The sequence below is a fragment of the Chryseobacterium scophthalmum genome, from assembly GCF_900143185.1.
GTDB classification, from domain to species: Bacteria; Bacteroidota; Bacteroidia; order Flavobacteriales; family Weeksellaceae; genus Chryseobacterium; species Chryseobacterium scophthalmum.
On record NZ_FSRQ01000001.1, the window covers coordinates 1112845 to 1126939 of the forward strand.

Genomic DNA, 14095 nt, shown 5'->3' on the forward strand with positions numbered 1-14095 from the left:
AATCTACCTATGAAAAAAACAGCATTGTACGACAAACACGTTTCTTTGGGAGCGAAAATAGTACCTTTTGCAGGATTTGAAATGCCTGTACAATATTCCGGAGTAACGGAAGAACACTTTGCAGTAAGAGAAAAAGCAGGATTATTTGACGTATCTCACATGGGACAGTTTTTCGTTGAAGGATCAGGTGCAAAAGATCTTTTGCAGTTTGTAACGACAAACAATGTTGATGTTTTAGAAAACGGAAAAGCTCAGTACTCTTGTCTTCCGAACGAAAACGGAGGAATTGTAGACGACCTTATTGTTTACAAAATGGCAGATGAAAAATATTTTGTAGTTGTAAATGCTTCAAACATCGATAAAGACTGGGATCATATTTCAAAATACAACAGTTTCGGAGCAAAAATGACCAACGCTTCAGACGAAATGTCTTTATTGGCAGTTCAGGGACCAAAAGCGACTGAAATTCTTCAGAAATTAACAGAAACTAACCTTTCTGAAATTCCATATTACAACTTTACTGTTGGTTCTGTTGCCGGAGTAAGTGATGTAATTATTTCAAACACTGGTTATACAGGAAGCGGTGGTTTTGAAATTTATTTCAACAACGAATCTGCAGAAAAACTGTGGGATGCTATTATTGAAGCCGGAGCTGAAGAAGGTATTATTCCTTGTGGATTGGCTGCAAGAGACACTTTAAGATTAGAAAAAGGATTCTGTCTTTACGGAATGGATATTGACGATACAACGTCTCCTATTGAAGCGGGATTGGGTTGGATTACAAAGTTTGATAAGGACTTTGTTTCTAAAGATATTTTCGCAAAACAAAAAGAGGTTGGCGTTACCAGAAAATTAGTTGGTTTCGAATTGACAGACAAAGGCGTTCCAAGACATGATTATCCTGTGGTAGATGCTGAAGGAAATGTAATCGGGAAAGTTACCTCGGGAACTCAGTCGCCAATGAAAAAAATCGGTTTGGGAATCGCTTATGTAGACAAGCCTCATTTCAAATTAGGAACAGAAATCTTTATTCAGGTAAGAACCAAAAATATTCCGGCGAAAGTGGTGAAAATGCCATTTGTATAATCGAATATTCTTTAAATATAGAAAAAACCGCTTTATCATTTTGATGAAGCGGTTTTTTTTAGGAGCTATTCCCGCTTTCCGTTGCAATCTTTTTTTTTTGCAAAAAAAGGATTTTCACTTCAATCGGGGCTAAAATTTCCGTCTTTTGTTTAACGTTTTTCAGTAAAAAAAAACTTGTTTGTAAAAACAAATTATTTTGAGATTGCTTCGTCGCTTCGCTCCTCGCAATGACAATAATTAATTAACGCCGAAAAACACTTTCAAAGCCTCTACATTCTTCTTATCATTTCCTACAAAAATCTCTTTATCTGTAAGGAAAACCGGACGTTTTAGGAAAGTATAATGATCTAAAATAAGATCTTTAAAATCGTTTTCTTTTAAAGATTTCACATCCAATCCTCTCAATTTTATTTGCGTAGATTTCTTGCTGAATAATGCTTCATAAGACTTTGTATGCTCATACATTTCAGCCAATTCTTCTTTGGTGATCGGTTCTTTTCTTATTTCTCTTTTTTCCCAGTCTGAAAGATCAAACTGTGCTAAAATTTTTCTGCAGGTATCACAAGTATTGAGGTGAAAAACTTTCTTCATAAATTAAATTTTCCCCAAAAGTAAGGCTAAATATAAAATTCTGAAAATTATTAAATACCTTTATTAAAATTAAAAAAATGGATAACAAACCTGTTACTTTTCAGTTTATCTCTGAGCCTTCAGATGTAAATTACGGCGGAAATGTACACGGCGGAAGTGTAATGAAGTGGATCGACCAAGCTGGTTACGCATGTGCAACAACATGGAGTGGGAATTATTCTGTAACAGTCTACGTTGGAGGAATTCGTTTCTACGAACCTATTAAAATTGGTGAAATTGTAAAAGTGGAAGCACAGGTAATTTATACCGGTTCTTCGAGTATGCATATCTCGATTAATGTTTTCTCAAGAAATTTGAAGCAGCCTACTTTTGACAAGAAAACGCATTGTATCATTGTATTTGTAGCCGTAGATGAAAATGGAAAGAAACTTCCTGTTCCGAAATGGATTCCTGAAACCGAAGAAGAAAAACAACAGGAAAAATATGCAAAACGTCTTATGGAGCTGAGAACTCAGATTGAAGACGAAATGAAACCTTTTTTATAAAGGTTTATTGTTAAAAGTAAAAACCCTTCCAAATTATCTTTGGAAGGGTTTTATTATTTTAGTCTTTACAATTATATACTTGCGGACAACCCATATATTGTGTGCAATATGAAGGACCGGTAACGGCTCCTGTGCAACTGCATCCACAAAGAGATAAATCTGGGTTTCCCACTTTAATTCCTCCGACGATGTTTTTAAGGTCAGCCTGCTTTAATTTTTTAGCGTTTTTTAAAATGTTTGTCATGTGATTTGTTTTTTAATTAAATAATATAGTTTGATGATCAAATTTAAATATCATTTCTAAATAGAACGCAAATAAATAATAAATATTATCAAATTATTATACATAATTGAATTTTAAAGTTTAATTATCTTTTAATATTTACAATATAAATCAACTTCCAAAAATATAGAAAGGATAAAATATAACATTAAAAATAAAAAAATCTGCCTCAGTTTTGGGGCAGATTCATATTTTTTAATGTCTAGATCTAATATACATCTTTGCAAGTATACACTTGCGGGCAACCGATATACTGTACACAATAGTAAGGACCTGTAACAGCTCCTGCACAATCGCATCCACAAAGAGATAAATCAGGGTTTCCGCTTACTCCTCCTACGATGTTTTTAAGATCTGCTTGTTTTAATTTTTTTGCGTTTTTCAAAATGTTTGTCATGTGATTAGTTTTTAAATTTAACAATATAGTTTGAGTACCAAATGTAAGTATTATTTATAAATAAATCACAAACAATAAATTAATATTATCAAATTATTACACATAATTCCATTTAGCCTAAAACATCCATAAAAGTAATTTTCAATCTTCAAAAAAATACATAAAAAAACCTTTCAATTAAATGAAAGGTTTCTAAGTATATTCTTGTTTTAAACTTTAATTATCTTGCGATATTTACCGTTCTTGTTTCTCTGATTACCGTTACTTTTACTTGTCCCGGATAAGTCAATTCATTCTGAATTTTCTCTGAAATATCGTAAGAAAGCTGAGAAGACATTTCGTCGTTTATTCTACTACTTTCTACCATAACTCTCAGTTCTCTACCCGCCTGAATTGCATAAGCTGAAGAAACACCTTCAAAACTTAATGCTGCAGCTTCAAGATCTTTTAGTCTTTGGATATAAGATTCTAAAACCTGTCTTCTTGCTCCCGGTCTTGCTCCAGAAATTGCATCGGCAACCTGAATGATTGGAGACAATAAAGAAGTCATTTCTACTTCGTCGTGGTGAGCTCCGATTGCATTGATTACTTCTGCATTTTCACCATATTTTTCAGCCCATTGCATTCCTAAAAGTGCGTGTGGAAGTTCAGATTCCTGCTCAGGAACTTTACCGATATCGTGTAAAAGACCTGCTCTTTTAGCTAATTTTACGTTTAATCCTAATTCTGCAGCCATTGTTGCAGCGATGTTGGCAACTTCTCTTGAGTGCTGTAAAAGGTTTTGTCCGTATGAAGAACGGTATTTCATTCTACCAACGATTTTCACCAATTCAGGATGCAAACCGTGAATTCCTAAATCGATAATGGTTCTTTTACCAACTTCGATAATTTCTTCTTCGATTTGTTTTCTTGTCTTTTCTACAACTTCTTCAATTCTTGCAGGGTGAATTCTACCGTCTGTAACCAATCTGTGAAGTGATAGTCTTGCAATCTCTCTTCTTACCGGATCAAAACATGAAAGAAGAATAGCTTCCGGAGTATCATCAACGATGATTTCTACACCTGTAACTGCTTCCAAAGCACGGATATTTCTACCTTCTCTACCGATAATTCTACCTTTTACTTCATCAGACTCAATATTAAATACCGAAACTGAATTTTCAATCGCCTGTTCTGTACCAATTCTCTGAATAGTCTGAATAACGATTTTTCTTGCTTCGCTTTTCGCATTCAACTGAGCTTCTTCCATAATGCTCTGAACATGCGCCTGAGCTCTGGTTTTTGCTTCTGCTCTCATGGTTTCCACCAATTCTGCTTTAGCTTCTTCTGCAGTATAGTTTGAAATCTTTTCAAGCATTTCAACTTTCTTAGCAGTTGCCTGCTCCAGATCGCTTTGCTTTTTTTCTAAAATTTCGTTTTTCTTAGCATAATCAGCAATCTGTCTGTCTAAATCTTTTTCTAATTTCCCTGCTTTGCTAAGCTCGTCATTCAGCTTATTTTCTTTGTCTTTCGTTCTTTTTTCAGCGTCCTGCATTTTCTTTTCGCGAGCCTGAATATCTGCATCGTGCTCTGACTTTAGTTCTAAGAATTTTTCTTTAGCTTGAAGATTCTTTTCTTTTTTTATGGATTCAGCTTGTACATTAGCTTTTTCTATAAGGTTTTCAGCGTTCTTTTTTGCATCATCTACAATGAATTTAGCTTTTGTATTCAGTGAACTTTTAGAGAAAAACATCCCTGCTACTGCACCGATTACTAAGCAAATAACGCCTACTATAATGGCTGTTGTCATATATATATTGAGTTTTAATTGTCTTGTTAACTTAAATAAAAAAACCCACAGCAATCCAGTGATTTAGAGTAAACTCCTAATCTTCACGATTTGATCTGATTTCTTCTCTCTGTAATCTGCGTAATGCAGCGCGCCATTGAAAAGACTTTCGAACATTAAATTGTTTAGCGTTGAGTTTACCTTAATGTGTTAGAATTACTGTAGGCAGTTTGTTTCGGAAAAAAAAATCTATTTTCCTATATCGTCCAGTGACCGATTAATTTCTGTTAATCTTTCGTTGGTTGATTTTATATTTTTATCATGATTCAGAGCAACTACTTCTGCGTTGGTTCCCAGTTTTAGGGCACACATTGCCAAAGCATCCTGTTTATCTCTTACATCAAAATTTTGTTCAAAATCTTTAATCATATTTTCTATTTGCTTCCCCACTTTACGCAGAGTTTCTTCTTCTGCTGCGGGTACATTTAGCGGATATACTCTTCCTGCAATGTTGATGGTTATTCTCCTTACCTCCATTATAATCCACTATTTTGAAGCTGTGCAATACAAAAGTCTACTTCTTTTACCAATCTGTTGATGTGGTTTTTCATGAGTCTGTTGTGTTCAGGATTTCCTGATATTGCTGAATACAATTTTATATTTTTCTGTTCTTCTGCCAATACCTGATTTTTCTTTCTCTCTTCATCGTATCTCGTCTTCAGCTCAGTATGCTCTTTATTTAATTCTAAATATTTTTCAGATAAATTTTGATAACTTTTTTGGAGGTTCAAAATCTTTTTTTCTATTTCTGAAAAATTATTTTCTAATTCTTGAAGCATTTCAGGTTTATAAATTTTCTAACTATTAGCAAAAATAGGAAAATATTAGTACCGATGAAAATAATAATCTCTATATTTTGACAAAAATAAAAAAGGAGATGCCAAGCACCTCCTTTTTATATTAATTTTATATTATATTATTCAAATTTCAAAACAAACATAACCGCTCTTGTTTGTAGTGTAGAAACTGCTGCAGACCAATATGGAGGCGTTGAAGCATTATCAGAAACCATTTCGTTATTCATGAAAAATGTACCTCTGATTGCGGGAGTTAATTTAAATTTATTAAAATAGAACTGAATTCCCATCTCTGCAGACCAAGCAAAATTGTGCGTTGTTGATCTGAAAACCTGCTGCATGTTATCATCCTGAGAATCTGAGTTTGACTGTAAATTAACAATATAATTCACACCAGCTGCAACATATGGTCTTGAGTTGTACCATCTGTCTCCGTGTAATTCCAACATAACAGGAATATCTACCAAAGTAGATTTAATATCTCTTACCCTATCTTTTTCTGTTAAAGCAATCGGAATGAAAGGAGGATTCGTTAAACTTCCATCACTATAAATATTATTTGATTGGGTATTAAAAGTCAGTTGTCTCTGAGCAAACTGCAAACCTGGCTCTACTCTTACATCTAAATAATCATTTAATCTGAATTTGGCTATAAGACCCGCCCCAAAGCTTGTGCTTTCTTTTGAAGATACCAAATTATGATTTTCATACATTCCGTATCTTGGGTTGAGTACAATTCTATAATCCAGTAAATTACCATTCAGATAAAAACCCCAACTCACTTTTTTCTGGTCAAAGTCTTCCAACTTGTCCATCCTGTTACGGGTTCTAAATTGAGCATTTGCAACTGTTGCAAAACTTACTGAGGCTAAAACCAGAGCTTTTAATAGAAATTTATTCATAGGTTATTTTGTTGCTTTATAAATTGTGGCTATACCTAAACTTAATTTTTTGTATTCTACTTTTTTAAATCCTGTATCTAAAAGAATTTGTCTCATCTTTTCTCCAAAAGGAAATGCATTTACAGAATCGGGAAGATAAGTATACGCCCTGTTGTCTTTAGAAACCAATCTGCCGATTGCCGGCAAAATATTTTTGAAATAAAACATATAAAATGGTCCTAAAAAACCCTCTACCTTTGAAAACTCAAGAATATAAACACTCTTATTTTCTTTAACCACTCTTCTCAACTCTGCCAAACCTTTGGTAAGGTTCTCAAAATTCCTCACTCCAAAAGCAACGGAAACAGCATCAAATCTATTGTCCTCGAAAGGTAAATTTTCTGCATCGCCCTTTTGCATGGAAATTTTGCCGTCTAAATTAAGTTTTTTTATTTTAATAACGCCAACATTTAACATTTGTTGCGACAAATCTAATCCCACTACTTTTGCACCGGTTCCTTTTTCTACCGCAATGGCCAAATCTCCGGTTCCTGTAGCGACATCCAACGTTTCTTTCGGGCTGTCGTGATTCATCCATTTTACCAGTTTATTTCTCCACAATACATCTATTTTCATAGACAAAACGTGGTTTAATAAATCGTATTTAGGCGCAATGTTGTCGAACATATCCTCTACCTGACTCTTTTTGCTAGATTCAGAATTGTAAGGCGTTACTTGGTTGATATCTTTTGTCAAAACTTAAAACTTATAGTATTCTTTATAATAATTAAGATAATCCTGCTTGCGGAAAATCTTTGTACGGGACTCTACTTTCTGAATATTTTTGATCATCTGATCATAGTCTTCATCTACATTATAATAAAAACCTTCTGTATAGAGTTTATTAAAACGTTTAGCTCCCCCATAATATTGTTTTCCGTCAATCATGGTTTTATCCAGTGCCAAAAGTAATGAATCTTTTTTAAGATTGTACCCATAATATTGCTCATTGATATAATAATCTTTATGGGCAATATTTAAAAGACCACGAATTTTATTTACCTCAAAAGCAGAATCATAAAGCATTTTCTTATTCTGATCAAAAACTTTTATAGAATTTTTCCCTTTCTGTAAGTCTACCTGAACAGATTGGCCTGCCGAAATAATACCTTCAGGCTCATTATTTATTTTAAAATAGTAGGTATTGGGAGTAGGATTATCTACAAGGTAATAATTTTTCTTTGCTAAAAAGAAGTTGTAAATGGCAAAAGCACCGATAAATACCACAGCAGCAATAATTAAACCTTTTAAAGACGGATTGTTTTTCATAGATTGGCTGAAACAATTTTTGCAAATTTAATAATATTTTTAATTCTTTCTTATTAATATTAATTATTAACTTTGCATCTTTAAAAAATTACATAAGCGAATGCCAAATACGATCATTATTGGTTCCGGATCTTATCTTCCGAATAGAATAATTGGAAGGGATTTTTTCTTAGATTCAGAGTTTTATACAGAAGACGGGGTGAAGATTGACAAACCTGCTGAGGAAACTATTGCAAAATTTGTAGAAATTACAGAAATAGAAAACAGGAGATTTATTGACGAAGATCTTTCAAATTCACAAATCGGTTTTGAAGCTGCAAAAATTGCTATTGCAGACGCAAATATAGACCAGGAAGAGCTTGATTATATTATCTACGCAAGTAATTTTGGTGAAGTTACCGTAAACGGATATGTAGATTTTATGCCGACAATGGCTGCAAGAGTTAAAAATAAACTGGGCATTAAAAACAGAAAATGTATTACTTATGATATGATTTTCGGTTGTCCGGGCTGGGTTGAAGCGATGATTTTGGCTGATAATTTAATTAAAGCTAATGTTGCAAAAACCATCCTTGTCATTGGAGCTGAAACTTTAAGCAGAGTAACCGATCCGCACGATAGAAACAGAATGATTTTCGCAGACGGAGCCGGAGCTGTAGTAGTAAAAGCGACTGACGAAGAAAATGTAGGGATTATTGCTCATAATACAATCTGTGATAATGGTGTTGAGCTTAATTATCTTGCAAACGGACCTTCTATCAACGAAGAATCAGATCAGACTCGTTTATTTGTAAGAATGCAGGGAAGAAAAATTTATGAGTACGCTCTTAAAAATGTTCCTGCAGCTATTAAAGAAACTATCGAAGACGCAAAATTGTCTATTGAAGACATCGACAAAATATTGATTCACCAAGCGAATGCTAAAATGGATTATGCAATGATAGACAGACTTCACAAGCTTTATGATGTGAAAGATTACGATCATTCTGTATCTCCTATGACAGTTCAGGATTTGGGAAATACCTCTGTAGCAACAATTCCTACCATGTTTGATTTAATAATTAAAGGAAAAATGGAGGGTCATACGTTTAAAGATAAAGGGAACATTGTGATGACTTCGGTTGGAGCCGGAATGAACATCAATGCGATCGTTTATAAATTTCCATAAGAATATTAATTAAACAATATAAAAAGCACAGGAAATTTATTTTTTGTGCTTTTTTTAAACCTGATTATGCAAAAAAACTTCTTATTCATAGCCGCAATCTTCTTATTTTTAGAAGTTTATATTTTTCAGGCAATAAGAACCTTAACAGATAATTTCTGGGTAAGACTAGGCTATATCGTTCTATCTTTAGCTGTTTACGGTGTTTTTGCCTATGAAGTCAGCCATTTCCAAAGAAGCGACCGAAGTACAGAAAGAGCTCAGATCACGATCTCTTTATTTTTAATTTTTATTTTACCTAAAATTTTCATTGTTCTGTTTTTATTGGTTGACGATATTTTCAGAACAGGAGGTTATTTGGTAGGATTAACAAAACCTACTGAGAATTTCTTCCCGGAAAGAAGGAAGTTTTTAAGCTTAATGGGATTAGGTCTAGGTGGTGTACTTTCAGCTTTGTTTATTGATGGGATCACATTTGGAAAATACCGACATACTGTAAGAAGAGTAAAAGTAAAATTCGCTAATCTTCCTAAAAGTTTTAAAGGATATAAAATCATTCAGATCTCCGATGTTCACAGCGGTAGTTTTTCAGACCCAAGCAAACTGCAGCACGCCATTGATTTAATTAATGAACAAGATCCAGACTTAGTTTTATTTACGGGAGATATGGTCAACAATGTTGCAGATGAATTCAAACCATTTATTCCTTTATTTTCTAAAATTAAAGCGAAAGACGGGAAATTTGCAGTCTTAGGAAACCATGATTACGGCGATTATGTAAAATGGAATTCTAAGGACGAACAAAACAAAAATCTTGAAACCTTAATTGATTATCAAAGACAAGCCGGATTTGATATGCTTCGTAATGAAAACAGAATTATCGAAAAAAACGGAGAAAATATCTATATTTTAGGTGTTGAAAACTGGGGATTAAAGCCTTTTCCACAATATGGAGATATTGATAAAGCTTTGGAAAACGTTCCGCAAAGCGCCACTAAAATATTAATGAGCCACGACCCTACTCATTTTGATTACGTTGTGAAAAAACATCCTAAAGATATTCATTTAACGCTTTCAGGACATACACACGGAATGCAGTTTGGTTTAGATTTAAAAAATATAAAATGGTCTCCTGTACAATATCGTTATCCAAAATGGGCTGATTTGTACGAAAGTGAAGGAAAAATGCTCTATGTAAACAGAGGTTTTGGAGTTTTAGGCTACCCAGGAAGAGTTGGGGTTTTACCAGAAATTACGCTTTTTGAATTGAGTTAAAGATGCGAGCTATGCGATACGAGTTTCGTGTTGCGAGATTCGCAATCAGGGATTTGGGTTTCGAGGTTTTTAGTTACAGGTTTAAATCTCGAATTTCAATCCACGAATCTTTAAACTCGAATCTCGGAACCCAAAACCCGAAACCCAAAACTAAAAAATATAATCCTTCATTCTTGAGGTCGCCAATTCCTTTTCATTGATCCATGAAAGTAAAGCTTCCAATTTATCCTCCATCTTTTTTCCTAAATAAAACCTTCGGTAAAACGGAACTTTAAACTGATATTTATTGATATCAGTAAACTGCCAAGATTCAAGATAAATTAAGACAAAATCATCATTTTTCAAGGTTTCAAAAACCATATTCTGATAATACTGCATCGGCAAAATCTGAAAGACAAAATCGTTATAAGGCAACTGACTGTATGGAGAAATACTTTCCGGAACAATGCTTAACCCGTTGTCTTCGATAATTTCAGAGGTTCTTTTTAATCGTTTAAAAGGAAACAGAATATCAGCGTGATCGATGTTTGAGATATAATTAAAACCGATTGATTTTAAATCTTCCAAAGAAAACTGATTGTCTTTCTGGCGGATTCCTTTGATCTGTTTTTCAAGAAATTCCTGAATTGATTTTTTTACCTGATCGATCTTTTCAAGACTCGAATCTTTATTATAAAAAACAATTTCATGCCCTTGAGCAGAAATTGCTTTTAGTAAATTCTGAAGTTTTTCTGCAATAGAAATCTCTACAAAAAAACTTGCTTTTATATCGTGAAGATCTAAAATCCTGAGAATTGCTTTGGTATTGCTTTCGGAAATTTTCAATCTTTCATCATCAGAAATAATGCTGCTGTTTTTGGTTCCAGCTTCAAAGTTTACGATGTTAAAAGTGAGCAATATCATTCAATAGATTTTAGATGAAATTTATAATTAATAAAAATGATATTTTTTCCACAAGGAGTCAAAAGAGACGATTGCAAAAAATCAAAAGTTTACAAAATGTAAAACTTTAATTTATTACTAATTTTGTGCGCTTTTGAACAGCTTACTCCATAATAAAATCTTTTGCTGCTTTTGTGGTTTAAAAAATATTCTATAATTATCTTAATTAATTTTTATTCAATTTTACTTTTAAGTTTTTGATCATATCTTTCGACATCTCAGAAATTCCGAAATCATAAGATAATCCCCAATCTTTTTTAGCAACAGAATCATCAATTGAAGCTGGCCAAGAATCTGCGATCGCCTGTCTGAAATCCGGTTTATAATCGATCTCAAATTCAGGAATTTCTTTTTTAATTTCTGATGCCAATTCTGCTGGAGTAAAAGACATTCCACCTAAATTATAAGAAGAACGAACGGTAAGACTTTCTTTTGGAGCATCCATTAGCTGTAACGTTGCATTGATCGCATCATCCATATACAACATCGGCATTCCTGTATTTTCAGAAATAAAACTTGTATATTTTCCTTCTTCAATCGCTTCATAGAAAATTTCAACAGCGTAATCTGTAGTTCCTCCACCTGCAGGAGTTTTCCAAGAAATCAAACCAGGATAACGGATACTTCTTACATCTACTCCATATTTATCAAAATAATATTCGCACCATTTTTCTCCCGCCATTTTAGAAATACCGTAAACGGTTGTAGGGTTTAAAACTACATCCTGACCTACATTTTCTTTTGGAATTCCTTTTCCGAAAACAGCGATAGAACTTGGCCAGAAAATCTTTTTAAGCAAACCTTCTTTTGCAAGCTCACAAAACTGAAGAAGTGGTTCAAGATTTAATTTCCATGCGAAAATGGGTTGTTTTTCTGATGTTCCAGATAGAAGAGAAGCCAAATGATACACTGTTGTGATTTCGTAATCTTTAATGACCTGTCTTACCAATTGCGTGTTGGTAACATCCATTCTTTCGTAATGTCCGGCAGAAGTAAGACCCTTTTGCCATCTGTCAAGACCTGAAGCAACTACATTATCAGCGCCATGTATCTCTACCAATCTGTTCGTCAACTCAGTTCCGATTTGCCCTAAAGCCCCTGTAATCAATATTTTTTCCGTATAAGACTCCATTTTACTTTTTATTATTATGATAAAAGCAAAAATAGAAATTTTAGACCCTATTTTAAAACAAAATTGTAAATTCGATTACAATTTTTACAAATGAAAAAAATTATTATTTCCTGCATTCTGCTTTCTTGCTCGCTTTCAGCACAGTACACTGATATTAATATTGTAAAAGAAGTTAAAGTGAAAAATAAAGGAGTTGTAGTTTCTGCGCATCCTTTGGCAAGTGAAGCCGGAGCAAAAATTCTTAAAATGGGCGGAAATGCTTATGATGCAGTGGTCGCTACACAATATGCTTTAGCTGTTGTTTATCCTCAAGCCGGAAATATTGGCGGTGGCGGATTTTTGGTAGGTGTAAAAAATAACGGAGAAAAATTTACGCTCGATTATCGCGAAACAGCTCCTAAAAACGCTTCCAAAAATATGTACCTCAGCAAAAATGGAAAAGCCAATACCGATTTGTCTCAAAACGGAAGATTAGCAGTCGGAATTCCTGGAAGTGTAGCGGGATTTTTTGCAACTTTAAAACATTGCGATCTTCCGATGGAAAAACTGATTCAACCTGCTATTGATTTGGCTGAAAAAGGTTTTGCTATTACTGAACAGGAAGCCAGATTATTAAATTCCCATAAAGAATATTTTCAAAAATATAATAAAAACTCCAATGCATTTGTAAAAAACGAGGTTTGGAAATCAGGTGACATTCTGATACAGAAAGAATTGGCAGAAACATTAAAATTAATTCAAAAATCAGGATTAAAAGGATTTTATGAAGGAAAAACTGCCGAACTTCTGGTTTCAGAAATGAAAAAAGAAAACGGAATCATCACTTTAGAAGACTTGAAAAACTATAAAGTCGCCGAAAGAAAGGCACTCGAATTTGATTATAAAGGAAACAATATTGTTTCGATGCCTTTACCTTCAAGCGGCGGAATTCTTTTAGCACAGATGCTAAAGATGTCGGGTTATGAAAATCTAGAAAAATATCAACAAAATTCCACGCAGGCAGTTCAGATTATGGTGGAAGCCGAAAGAAGAGCTTTTGCCGACAGAGCTGAATATATGGGCGATCCCGATTTTATTCAGGATAAAACAGCCTATTTAATTTCTGATGATTATTTGAAAAACAGATGGAAAAGTTTTAGTTTTAGTAAAGCTACGCCAAGTTCGGAAGTAGGAAAAGTCATTAATCAGCCCAAAGAATCTACGGAAACCACGCATATTTCAGTGATTGATAAAGACGGAAATGCAGCCGCAGTTACCACAACTTTAAATGGTTTGTATGGAAGTAAAGTTGTTGTTTCGGGAGCAGGTTTTTTCTTGAATAATGAAATGGATGATTTCTCAATAAAACCTGGTGTTCCCAATATGTTTGGTGCAGTTGGAGGCGAAGCAAACGCTATTCAGCCTAATAAAAGAATGCTTTCTTCGATGACACCAACCATTATTTTGAAAAAGGGAAAACCGTATATGGTTGTAGGAACTCCGGGCGGAACGACTATTCCAACTTCTGTTTATCAGTCGATTGTGAATGTGATTGATTTTAAATTGAATACCAATATGACTGTTAATTCTCCGAAATTCCATCATCAATGGCTGCCTGAAACAGTATCTTTTGAAAAGAATTTTCCGGAAACAACGATTAAAGATTTAGAAAAATTAGGGTATAAAGCTGAAAGGGTGAATCAATTAGGAAGAACGGAAATGATTGTCATAGACGATAATGGAAATATTCATGCTGTTGCAGATGGTCGTGGTGATGACTCTGTTGCAGTAGAATAAATTTTATTTGAGGTTCGAGGTTTGAGATTCGAGATTCGATATTCAAAGTTAAGATTAGAGATTTGGAA

Annotated in this window: 16 protein-coding genes; 5 read left to right on the plus strand and 11 right to left on the minus strand. The window is 33.8% G+C overall.

Going from position 1 to position 14095, the window contains the following annotated elements; translation table 11 throughout:
• Nucleotides 1-9: 9 nt before the first annotated feature.
• Nucleotides 10-1086, plus strand: coding sequence for a glycine cleavage system aminomethyltransferase GcvT (gene gcvT / locus BUR17_RS05130; protein WP_074229261.1), 1077 nt, complete (start codon nucleotides 10-12; stop codon nucleotides 1084-1086).
• Nucleotides 1087-1323: 237 nt separating this feature from the next.
• Here the strand turns inward: gcvT and BUR17_RS05135 are convergent, their stop codons facing one another.
• The gene (locus BUR17_RS05135; RefSeq protein WP_074229262.1) at nucleotides 1324-1677 is read right to left on the minus strand and encodes an arsenate reductase family protein; all 354 of its coding nucleotides are present in this window, start codon (nucleotides 1675-1677) and stop codon (nucleotides 1324-1326) included.
• A gap of 77 nt (nucleotides 1678-1754) precedes the next feature.
• On the opposite strand from BUR17_RS05135, the gene BUR17_RS05140 reads away from it, so the two are divergent.
• Nucleotides 1755-2222, plus strand: a complete 468-nt coding sequence (locus BUR17_RS05140) for an acyl-CoA thioesterase (protein ID WP_074229263.1) — start codon at nucleotides 1755-1757, stop codon at nucleotides 2220-2222.
• Between the two features lie 58 nt (nucleotides 2223-2280).
• On the opposite strand, the gene BUR17_RS05145 is transcribed toward BUR17_RS05140, so the two are convergent.
• From BUR17_RS05145 to BUR17_RS05180, 8 genes are all read right to left on the minus strand, one after another.
• Complete coding sequence (locus tag BUR17_RS05145) at nucleotides 2281-2466, minus strand: hypothetical protein (protein WP_074229264.1); 186 nt, start codon at nucleotides 2464-2466, stop codon at nucleotides 2281-2283.
• 247 nt (nucleotides 2467-2713) lie between these two features.
• Nucleotides 2714-2902, minus strand: coding sequence for a hypothetical protein (locus tag BUR17_RS05150; RefSeq protein WP_074229265.1), 189 nt, complete (start codon nucleotides 2900-2902; stop codon nucleotides 2714-2716).
• Between the two features lie 220 nt (nucleotides 2903-3122).
• Entirely contained in the window at nucleotides 3123-4691 is a 1569-nt protein-coding gene (gene rny / locus BUR17_RS05155) for a ribonuclease Y (RefSeq protein ID WP_074229266.1), read from the minus strand.
• Between the two features lie 228 nt (nucleotides 4692-4919).
• Nucleotides 4920-5207, minus strand: coding sequence for a cell division protein ZapA (locus BUR17_RS05160; protein ID WP_074229267.1), 288 nt, complete (start codon nucleotides 5205-5207; stop codon nucleotides 4920-4922).
• Nucleotides 5207-5509, minus strand: coding sequence for a hypothetical protein (locus BUR17_RS05165; protein WP_074229268.1), 303 nt, complete (start codon nucleotides 5507-5509; stop codon nucleotides 5207-5209). Before BUR17_RS05165 ends, BUR17_RS05160 begins: the two co-directional genes overlap by 1 nt.
• Nucleotides 5510-5646: 137 nt before the next feature.
• Nucleotides 5647-6429, minus strand: coding sequence for a type IX secretion/gliding motility protein PorT/SprT (porT, locus tag BUR17_RS05170; RefSeq protein ID WP_074229269.1), 783 nt, complete (start codon nucleotides 6427-6429; stop codon nucleotides 5647-5649).
• 3 nt (nucleotides 6430-6432) lie between these two features.
• A complete protein-coding gene (gene ubiE / locus BUR17_RS05175; RefSeq protein ID WP_074229270.1) occupies nucleotides 6433-7164 on the minus strand; it encodes a bifunctional demethylmenaquinone methyltransferase/2-methoxy-6-polyprenyl-1,4-benzoquinol methylase UbiE in 732 nt (243 codons plus the stop codon).
• Nucleotides 7165-7167: 3 nt separating this feature from the next.
• Nucleotides 7168-7737, minus strand: a complete 570-nt coding sequence (locus BUR17_RS05180; protein WP_074229271.1) for a hypothetical protein — start codon at nucleotides 7735-7737, stop codon at nucleotides 7168-7170.
• A 100-nt stretch (nucleotides 7738-7837) separates the two neighbouring features.
• Between BUR17_RS05180 and BUR17_RS05185 the strand changes: the two genes are divergently transcribed.
• Both BUR17_RS05185 and BUR17_RS05190 read left to right on the plus strand, forming a co-directional pair.
• Nucleotides 7838-8905 carry a 3-oxoacyl-ACP synthase III family protein gene (locus BUR17_RS05185; protein ID WP_074229272.1) on the plus strand — a complete coding sequence of 356 codons (1068 nt, stop codon included), beginning with the start codon at nucleotides 7838-7840 and terminating at the stop codon, nucleotides 8903-8905.
• A 66-nt stretch (nucleotides 8906-8971) separates the two neighbouring features.
• Nucleotides 8972-10177: a metallophosphoesterase gene (locus BUR17_RS05190; RefSeq protein ID WP_074229273.1), complete on the plus strand. Its 1206-nt coding sequence runs from the start codon at nucleotides 8972-8974 to the stop codon at nucleotides 10175-10177.
• Nucleotides 10178-10327: 150 nt separating this feature from the next.
• Here BUR17_RS05190 and BUR17_RS05195 read toward each other — a convergent pair whose 3' ends face one another.
• Nucleotides 10328-11080 (minus strand): polysaccharide deacetylase family protein, encoded by a 753-nt coding sequence (locus BUR17_RS05195; RefSeq protein ID WP_074229274.1) that lies wholly within the window; start codon nucleotides 11078-11080, stop codon nucleotides 10328-10330.
• A gap of 205 nt (nucleotides 11081-11285) precedes the next feature.
• On the minus strand, nucleotides 11286-12251 hold the full coding sequence (locus BUR17_RS05200; protein WP_074229275.1) for an NAD-dependent epimerase/dehydratase family protein: 966 nt from the start codon (nucleotides 12249-12251) through the stop codon (nucleotides 11286-11288).
• A 90-nt stretch (nucleotides 12252-12341) separates the two neighbouring features.
• Between BUR17_RS05200 and ggt the strand changes: the two genes are divergently transcribed.
• Nucleotides 12342-14027 (plus strand): gamma-glutamyltransferase, encoded by a 1686-nt coding sequence (ggt, locus tag BUR17_RS05205; RefSeq protein WP_074229276.1) that lies wholly within the window; start codon nucleotides 12342-12344, stop codon nucleotides 14025-14027.
• The last annotated feature ends 68 nt before the right edge of the window (nucleotides 14028-14095 follow it).

Coding starts and splice junctions, on each gene's coding strand:
- gcvT (WP_074229261.1), top strand. CDS start 10: ATGAAAAAAACAGCATTGTACGACAAACACGTTTCTTTGGGAGCGAAA.
- BUR17_RS05135 (WP_074229262.1), bottom strand. CDS start 1,677: ATGAAGAAAGTTTTTCACCTCAATACTTGTGATACCTGCAGAAAAATT.
- BUR17_RS05140 (WP_074229263.1), top strand. CDS start 1,755: ATGGATAACAAACCTGTTACTTTTCAGTTTATCTCTGAGCCTTCAGAT.
- BUR17_RS05145 (WP_074229264.1), bottom strand. CDS start 2,466: ATGACAAACATTTTAAAAAACGCTAAAAAATTAAAGCAGGCTGACCTT.
- BUR17_RS05150 (WP_074229265.1), bottom strand. CDS start 2,902: ATGACAAACATTTTGAAAAACGCAAAAAAATTAAAACAAGCAGATCTT.
- rny (WP_074229266.1), bottom strand. CDS start 4,691: ATGACAACAGCCATTATAGTAGGCGTTATTTGCTTAGTAATCGGTGCA.
- BUR17_RS05160 (WP_074229267.1), bottom strand. CDS start 5,207: ATGGAGGTAAGGAGAATAACCATCAACATTGCAGGAAGAGTATATCCG.
- BUR17_RS05165 (WP_074229268.1), bottom strand. CDS start 5,509: ATGCTTCAAGAATTAGAAAATAATTTTTCAGAAATAGAAAAAAAGATT.
- porT (WP_074229269.1), bottom strand. CDS start 6,429: ATGAATAAATTTCTATTAAAAGCTCTGGTTTTAGCCTCAGTAAGTTTT.
- BUR17_RS05180 (WP_074229271.1), bottom strand. CDS start 7,737: ATGAAAAACAATCCGTCTTTAAAAGGTTTAATTATTGCTGCTGTGGTA.
- BUR17_RS05185 (WP_074229272.1), top strand. CDS start 7,838: ATGCCAAATACGATCATTATTGGTTCCGGATCTTATCTTCCGAATAGA.
- BUR17_RS05190 (WP_074229273.1), top strand. CDS start 8,972: ATGCAAAAAAACTTCTTATTCATAGCCGCAATCTTCTTATTTTTAGAA.
- BUR17_RS05195 (WP_074229274.1), bottom strand. CDS start 11,080: ATGATATTGCTCACTTTTAACATCGTAAACTTTGAAGCTGGAACCAAA.
- BUR17_RS05200 (WP_074229275.1), bottom strand. CDS start 12,251: ATGGAGTCTTATACGGAAAAAATATTGATTACAGGGGCTTTAGGGCAA.
- ggt (WP_074229276.1), top strand. CDS start 12,342: ATGAAAAAAATTATTATTTCCTGCATTCTGCTTTCTTGCTCGCTTTCA.